Annotated in this window: 6 protein-coding genes; all 6 read left to right on the top strand. The window is 66.8% G+C overall.

From position 1 onward, the window contains the following. The coding region (locus tag NTW26_10705; GenBank protein ID MCX7022720.1) for a hypothetical protein at positions 1–325 on the top strand (325 nt) is incomplete at its 5' end. 26 nt (positions 326–351) lie between these two features. Then, on the top strand, positions 352–1,443 hold the full coding sequence (locus NTW26_10700; protein ID MCX7022719.1) for an FAD-binding oxidoreductase: 1,092 nt from the start codon (positions 352–354) through the stop codon (positions 1,441–1,443). An 88-nt stretch (positions 1,444–1,531) separates the two neighbouring features. After that, positions 1,532–2,560 (top strand): hypothetical protein, encoded by a 1,029-nt coding sequence (locus NTW26_10695; protein MCX7022718.1) that lies wholly within the window; start codon positions 1,532–1,534, stop codon positions 2,558–2,560. Positions 2,561–2,562: 2 nt separating this feature from the next. Next, the gene (locus tag NTW26_10690) at positions 2,563–3,135 is read left to right on the top strand and encodes an NADH:ubiquinone reductase (Na(+)-transporting) subunit E (protein ID MCX7022717.1); all 573 of its coding nucleotides are present in this window, start codon (positions 2,563–2,565) and stop codon (positions 3,133–3,135) included. Between the two features lie 522 nt (positions 3,136–3,657). Next, a complete protein-coding gene (locus NTW26_10685; GenBank protein MCX7022716.1) occupies positions 3,658–3,957 on the top strand; it encodes a FeoA family protein in 300 nt (99 codons plus the stop codon). A gap of 58 nt (positions 3,958–4,015) precedes the next feature. Continuing rightward, positions 4,016–6,406, top strand: a complete 2,391-nt coding sequence (gene feoB, locus NTW26_10680) for a ferrous iron transport protein B (protein ID MCX7022715.1) — start codon at positions 4,016–4,018, stop codon at positions 6,404–6,406. Positions 6,407–6,530 lie beyond the last annotated feature (124 nt).

Raw genomic sequence — 6,530 nt, 5'->3', positions numbered from 1 at the left:
CGAGTGGGTGGACCGCGATGTGGCGTACACGGTGACGCACCGTGTTTCCGGCGGCGAGTACGAGACGGAATCGGTTACGGGTCACTACTGGAATGCACCGGTGACCACGGAAATGATCACTACAAGCCTGAACTCAAGTCTGCACTCGGTGGTGTTGCACACCGTCAGGTTCTTCGAGGAGGGGGCCACGGAGGTCACGGCCGTGAGCGAGCTTTACCTGGTGGTGGGAGTCCTGGCGGCCGACGCGCCGGACTTCACCGAAATCGCCGAATCCCTGCGCGAGGAGCCACCCGAGGGGACCTCGGTCGCCCTCCCCGTCCCCTGAGAGCGGCGACTTAACGGAAGAAGGTCATGCTCCCCATCATCCTCACCTCGGCGGCGGTCATCGGCGGGATAGCCCTCGCCCTGGGGCTCATCCTCGCCCTGGCCGACCGCTTCCTTGCCGACTACGGGGTGGTCACCCTTACCCTCAACGGGGACAAGGAGCTATCGGTCAAGGCCGGCAACTCGCTCCTCTACACCCTCTTCCAGCAGAGGTACTTCATCCCCAGCGCCTGCGGCGGCAAGGGCACCTGCGCCTACTGCAAGCTGGTGGTGACTTCCGGCGCCGGGCCGTACCTCCCCACGGAAAAAATCGTCCTCACCGACGAGGAAATGGCCCGGAACGTGCGCTTGAGTTGCCAGGTGAAGGTCCGCGGCGACATGCGGTTGGAGATTCCGTCTAGGTACTTCAAAATCGGAGAGTACGAGGCGGTGCTGGAAAAAAGCGAGCGGGTGACGCCGGCCATCAAGGAGTTGACCTTCCGGCTCACCGACCCGCCGCAGATAAAGTTCAAGGCCGGGCAGTACGTCCAGATTCAGGCCCCGGACCCCGAGACCGGCGAGGCGGTTTACCGCGCCTACTCCATGGCCAGCCTGCCAAGCCTGCAGGAGACCGTTTCCTTCAACGTGCGCCTGGAAGAAAAAGGCGTCGCCAGCACCTACCTCTTCGGCCTGAAGGATGGCGACCCGGTGAAGTTCTCCGGGCCTTACGGCGAGTTCCTCTACTCGCGCTCGGGGCGCAACGCCGTGTGCCTGGCCACCGGCGTCGGGCTGGCGCCCTTCCGCAGCCTGATCCCGGATATTTTAGAGAGCGACCCGGAGGTGGAGGTGTTCCTCTTCTTCGGCGCCCGCGCGAAGGCCGACCTCTACGGCGGGGCGGACATCGAGGAGTGGGAGAAGAACCCGAAATTCCACTACATCCCGATTCTCTCCGGCGAGGAGGAGGGCTGGGACGGGGAGCGGGGGCGCATAGACGGCGTGTTCTTCGCCAAGTATTTCGAGAGGCACGCCCAAGACGAGTACTACCTGTGCGGGGCGCCGGTGGTGGTCAACTCGCTCACCGCCCAGCTCATCGAGAAGGGCGTCCCGGAGGGCCGGATACACTTCGATAAATTTGGATAGCAGCGCGGGGCGCTGCACCCCGGTTCCGCGAGGTTGAGTTTCAGTCATCCGACGACCTTCGCCGCGAGCGATACCTTTAGGCGGTGCGATGAAACCAGTATTTCTCTGCCTCTTAGCGATGTTGACCGCCGCCGCGGCGGCTCAGGATGAAACCGATCCCGCCCTGGCCGCCTCCGGCGCGGGAATAGCCGCCCTGTGCGCCGAAAACGGCCTCTCCGGCCGCGTGGCCTGGGTCTCCGATTGCGAGGGCGACCTCGAAATCTACGTGATGGACCTGGACGCGGGCTGCCCGGACCGGGTGACCTATAACGAGTGCGCGGACCGGTCTCCCGCCCTTTCACCGGACGGGCGCTACCTGGCCTGGGTGAGCGAGATGTACGGACAGCCCGACCTCTACCTGATGGACCTGAACGACCGGCTCTGGGACAAACTCACCGACACCCCCGGCTTCGAGGGCGACCTCTCGTGGTCCGCCGACGGCGAGCGGATTTATTTCTCCTCCTACGAGGCCATTGACTACGGCACGGTGGGGCTCTTCGCCGGGAGCACCGAGGAGCTGGAGCACCTGGCCGGGCGGCGGTACAGCTTCGCCGTCTACTACTACGATTTGGATTATAAAACCGTCGAGCCGCAGAGCCTGGAGCCGGGAGACTACCGCTGGCCGTGCCACGTGGCGGGCTTCGGGGTAGTCTGCCGCTACGAGCCCTGGTCGGCGGAGGTGTCGTCCTTCCCCGCCGGGCTGATTTTCGTTCACGACGCCCTGGTCACCTCGGACCTTTCCACCCCCGGAGACGAGGTCGTCGGCCCGCTCCGCCGCTTCCCCGACGGCACCCTTCTCGTCCCGTACCGGGAGGGGGATTGGAACTACTGCGCCCGGATGGACGCCCCCACGGAGACGGTCCTTTCCTCCCGGCCCCTGGAGCCGGATCGTTTCAACCTCGCGCCCGACCCCGCCGGCGGGGACTGGTTCATCGGCCAGACGGCCGTCGAGGGCGACCCGACCGCGGAGATTGTCCTGTTCGGGGAGGGGTTTTCCGAGTCTCCGGTGGAAATCAAGCTGACGGATAACGCGACCTACGACGGCGAGCCGACCTGGGCCGTCGTCAAGGGGGAGTAGCCATGCAGGCCCTGGTAATCCTTTTCGCCGCCACCTTCACCAACAACATCGCCCTCACCAACTTCCTGGGCATGTGCCCCTTCATCGCCGTCAGCCGGGACGTGAAAACCGCCTTCGGCATGGGGCTGGCGGTGACGCTGGTGATGACGCTGACCTCGGCGGCCAACTGGGCCATCCAGCACTACCTCCTGGAGCCCTACGGCGTGGAGCACCTCCAGTTCATCATCTTCATCGTGGTCATCGCGGCCATCACCCAGGTGCTCGAGCTGGCCATCGAACGGTTCTCCCCCGACCTCTACGCCTCCTTCGGGGTGTTCCTGGCGCTCATCGCGGTTAACTGCGCCATCCTCGGGGTGAGCCTGTTCATGGTCCTGCGGGGGTACGGCTTCCTGGAGACGGTGGGGTACGGCATCGGCTCGGGGCTGGGGTGGATGCTGGCGATTACCGCGCTGGCGGGCATCCGGGAAAAAATCGAGAAGTCGGACATCCCCGCGGGGCTGAAGGGGCCGGGGATAACGATGATTTCCGCCGGCATCATGGCCATGGCCTTCATCGGGCTTACGGGCCTGATCTGAGCCGGGGATGAGGATTGGCGCGGGTGTCCTTCGGGGCGCCCGTTTTTTAAAGGCAGCCCTTACCCCAAAGCTGCGATGATGTAGGGGCGGGTCTCTTGACCCGCCCGCGGGCGACCGTGGACGGTCGCCCCTACGTCAAATCGTCGTTAACGATAAATGTAGGGCGGGGAATCCTTTCCCCGCCGCGAATTACCCCCCTCCCTGACCCGTAGGCGAGCCTCCCCCCAGAGGGGGGAGGGGACATGCGGCAGCCCTCACCCCCTAGCCCCGTGAGTGAATGCTCCTCCCACGGGGAGAGGGGGGCGGCTTCACCACTCACCCTAGCCCGTAGGTGCGCCTCTCCCTCGAAGGGAGAGGACCCCTCTCCCTGACCCTCCCCCCAGAGGGGGGAGGGGACATGCGGAAGACCTCACCACGCCCGTCGGGACGCTTTTTTATTGGGCCGTTACGTCCCTTCTATTGACATTTAATCTAATTTAGGCTAAACTGTGTTTGAGAATACTTCTCAATAAGGTGGATCAGATGAGACACGGCCACGGCGACACGCACCGCATCGGAGGACACCCCGGCTTCGGCCGCGTGGTCGAGAGGCGGCCCGGCGAGGCGCTCTGCATCGAGGACCTGGCCCCCGGCGACGACTTCGAGGTCATCGCCATTCACGGCGGTCAAACGGCGCGGATGCGGCTCTGCGAACTGGGGTTGGCCGCGGGCGTCCGGGCCGTCGTCGAGGAAACGTTCCCGCTCATCATCCGCGTGGGCGACACCCGCCTGGCCCTGGGCTTCGGCCTGGCCCGCAAGGTGGACGTGCGCCGGGTGGAGTAGCGGTCCGTTCGTTTTCACGAGGGGAGAGGGATGGGCCTCTCCTTTTTCCAAAAATTCTATGGCGGATAATCGCACCATCCGGGTCGCCATCGCCGGCAACCCCAACTGCGGCAAGACGGCGCTTTTCAACGCGCTGACCGGCGGCCACCAGCAGGTGGGCAACTGGCCCGGCGTGACCGTCGAGCGGCGCATGGGCCGCCGCATCTTCGACGGCCACGATCTCGAAATCACCGACCTCCCCGGCACCTACTCCCTCTCCCCGCTCACCCCGGACCAGCTCGTGGCCCGGGATTTCATCACCTCCGGCGAGCCCGACGTCATCGTCAACATCCTCGACGGCTCCAACCTCGAGCGCAACCTCTACCTCACCACCCAGCTCCTGGAGCTCGGCCTGCCGCTGGTGGTGACGGTGAACATGATGGACGTGGTGGAGTCGCGGGGCGACACGCTGGACACGGCGGCGCTGGCGGAGCTTTTGGGCTGCCCGGTGGTGCCCGTCGTCGCCGTAAAGAGGCGCGGCCTGGACGAGCTCCTCGCGGCGGTGGTCCGGGTGTTCACCGCCGAGGGGCCGCGCAAGGAGGTCCACGTCTACTACGGGCGGGACCTGGAGGGGGAGATGGCCCGGGTCGAGCGGTTTCTCCGGGAGCAGCCCGAGATTTCGCTGGGCGGGCCGCCGCGCTGGCAGGCGGTCAAGCTCCTGGAGTACGACTCCGAGTACCACCGCCGCCTGGCGCACCTCGGCGGGACGGGCGCGCCGCTGGCGAAGCTGGTGGAGGAATCCCGGGAGCGCCTGCGGGGCCTTCTGGGCCACGAGCCCGAGGACCACTTCGTCGAGGCGGCTTACGGTTTCGCCGCCGGGGCCATCCGCGAGACCTTGACCCGCAACGTCGAGGGGCGCGTTAAAACGGCGGAGAAGATAGACCACGTCCTCACCCACCGCATCTGGGGCCTGCCCATCTTCGCCGTCGTCCTCTGGCTCACCTTCGAGGTCACCTTCCGGCTGGGCGAGCCGCTGATGGGCGTCATCGGGGGGCTGTTCGGCCGGCTTTCGCGGCTGGCGAACGCGTACATCCCGGCGGGCCTCGTCCGGTCCCTGGTGGCGGACGGCATCCTGGGCGGCGTGGGCGGGGTGCTGGTCTTCGTGCCCAACATCCTCTTGCTCTTCGTGATGATCGCGCTGTTGGAGGATTCGGGGTACATGGCTCGGGGCGCCTTCGTTATGGACCGGCTCATGCACCGGCTGGGACTGCACGGCAAGAGCTTCATCCCCATGGTCATCGGCTTCGGCTGCACGGTGCCGGCGGTGATGGCGGCCCGGACGCTGGAGAACCCCCGGGACCGGCTGGTGACGATTCTGACGGTGCCGCTGATGAGCTGCGGGGCGCGGCTGCCGGTTTACATCCTGCTGGCCGGGGCCTTCTTCCCGGCGCGCTACGCCGGGACCGTCATCTTCGCTGTTTACGTTCTGGGCGTCGTCCTGGCGATTATCGCCGCCAAGGTCCTCCGCTCCACCGTCCTCAAAGGGGAAAAAGTCCCCTTCGTCATGGAGCTGCCGCCGTACCACGCGCCCACGGCCAAGGCGGTGCTCCTGCACGCCTGGAACCGGGCCTGGATGTACATCCGCAAGGCGGGGACGGTGATTCTTCTGGCCATGGTCGTCATCTGGGCGCTCACCGCCTTCCCCCTGGAACCGGGGAACGGCGGGAAATTCGACGGCCGGATGGCGGGGGCGGACGCGGATTACGTAAGAGAGCAGGCCGCGGTGGCCGCATCGCTCGGCCTCGAACCGGGGGGTGTCTCGGCCGCGACCGGCGACGGGTTCCTGCCGGAGCTGGAGAAAGACGCGGCGCTGATGGCGGCGGTGCGCCGCCTGGAAGCACTGGAATCGGCGCCGCGCATGCCCGGCGCGGGGATTGCGGTCGTGCCGATCGCACCGGGGGCGGACTCCCTCCTCGACGCCGCGGAAAGGCTCCTCGCCGCCCGGGACGCCCACCGCGCGCGGACGGCGGAGATTGACGCGGACCGGGAGGCCGAGCGGCTCTACCATACCCCGCTGGGCTTCATCGGCCGCGGCCTGGCCGTGGTGATGAAACCGCTCGGTTTCGACTGGAAGACGAGCGCCGCCCTGGTGGCCGGTTTCGCCGCCAAGGAGGTCATCGTGGGGACCTTCGGCGTCCTCTACTCCGAGAACGGACTGGATTCGGGAACCGCCCCGTTGCAGGGCTGCCTGAAACGGGAATGGGACGCCCGCACCGGCGGCGGGGGCTGGCTGGTGGCGCTCGCGCTCATGGTCTTCGTCCTGGTTTACGTGCCCTGCGCGGCGGTGCTGGCGGTGATAAGGCGCGAGACCGGGAAGTGGCGCTGGGCGGCCTTCGCCGCGGCGTACCTCACCGTGCTGGCCTGGCTCGCGGCGGGGCTCACCCGCCTGGTCGGCTCGCTCTGGCTGTGATGTGTAGCCATCCCCTCCCCCCTCTGGGGGGAGGCTCGCCTACGGGCTAGGGAGAGGGGTGAAGCGGCGGGGATAGGAACCGAGCGAAGCGAGCTATGCCCCTGGCAAATCCCCGCCCTACGCC

The organism is bacterium (assembly GCA_026398675.1).
In the GTDB taxonomy this organism is placed as follows: domain Bacteria; phylum RBG-13-66-14; class RBG-13-66-14; order RBG-13-66-14; family RBG-13-66-14; genus RBG-13-66-14.
Note: the sequence above shows the minus strand (reverse complement) of the source record. Positions and strands in the feature narration are given on the sequence as shown.